Origin of the sequence: Phytoactinopolyspora halophila (assembly GCF_003287285.1) — a bacterium.
Lineage (GTDB): Bacteria > Actinomycetota > Actinomycetes > Jiangellales > Jiangellaceae > Phytoactinopolyspora_A > Phytoactinopolyspora_A halophila.
Genome location: NZ_QMIG01000075.1, coordinates 1 through 691, shown reverse-complemented (window position 1 = coordinate 691; position 691 = coordinate 1). Strand labels below are relative to the sequence as shown.

The 691-nt window shown below is 65.1% G+C and carries 1 protein-coding gene; it reads right to left on the bottom strand.

Annotation, left to right across the window (positions count from 1 at the left end; genetic code table 11):
- The coding region (locus DPM12_RS22700; RefSeq protein ID WP_146751954.1) for a helix-turn-helix domain-containing protein at window positions 1–604 on the bottom strand (604 nt) is incomplete at its 3' end.
- Window positions 605–691 lie beyond the last annotated feature (87 nt).

The window sequence follows — 691 nt, the reverse complement described above, 5'->3', positions numbered from 1 at the left end:
TGTCGGTCAACGTGGAGGCGGGGTAGCCGTGTTGAGCGGCGGCTTTGTGGAACGTGTCGACCACGATGTCGGCGGTGATCGTGGCGTGGGCGCTGACGTGTAGGGCGTAGCGGGAGTGGTCGTCGAGCCAGGTGATGATCTCGACGTCGGTGCCATCGGCCAACGGGTAGTGGGTGAGGTCGGATTGCCAGCACTCGTTGGGTTGCTCGGCGACGAACCGGATGTAGGAGGCCTTGGGTCGCTTCTTCGGCTCGGGCCCGGCCAGGGCTTGACGGGCCAGGGTGCGGGCGATGGTGGACACCGAGACGGTGAGGTGGTGGTGATGTGTCAGGTGCCAGGCGATGGTGTCTGGGCCGGCGTCGAGGCCGGACTCGGTCAGTTGCTTGCGTAGCCGCACGATCAGTTCGACAGTCGTGTCACTGATCGCTGCGGGAGAGCGGTGTGCACGTCTGGACCGTGGCTCGAACGCGGCCTCGCCCTCGGTCTCATAGCGGGCCTTGAGCCGGTAGACCCAGGAACGGTGCACCCCATAGCGGGCACCGACTTCGGCGACGGTCTGCTCCTCGATGAACAACGCCGTGATGACCAGGCGACGCTTCGACATGAACCAGCATCACGGATCCAGGCGGCCACTGAGGCCTTGACACGCCGTGTCGCCGATGACTTGAGAGATGTGTCGCCGATGTCCTGA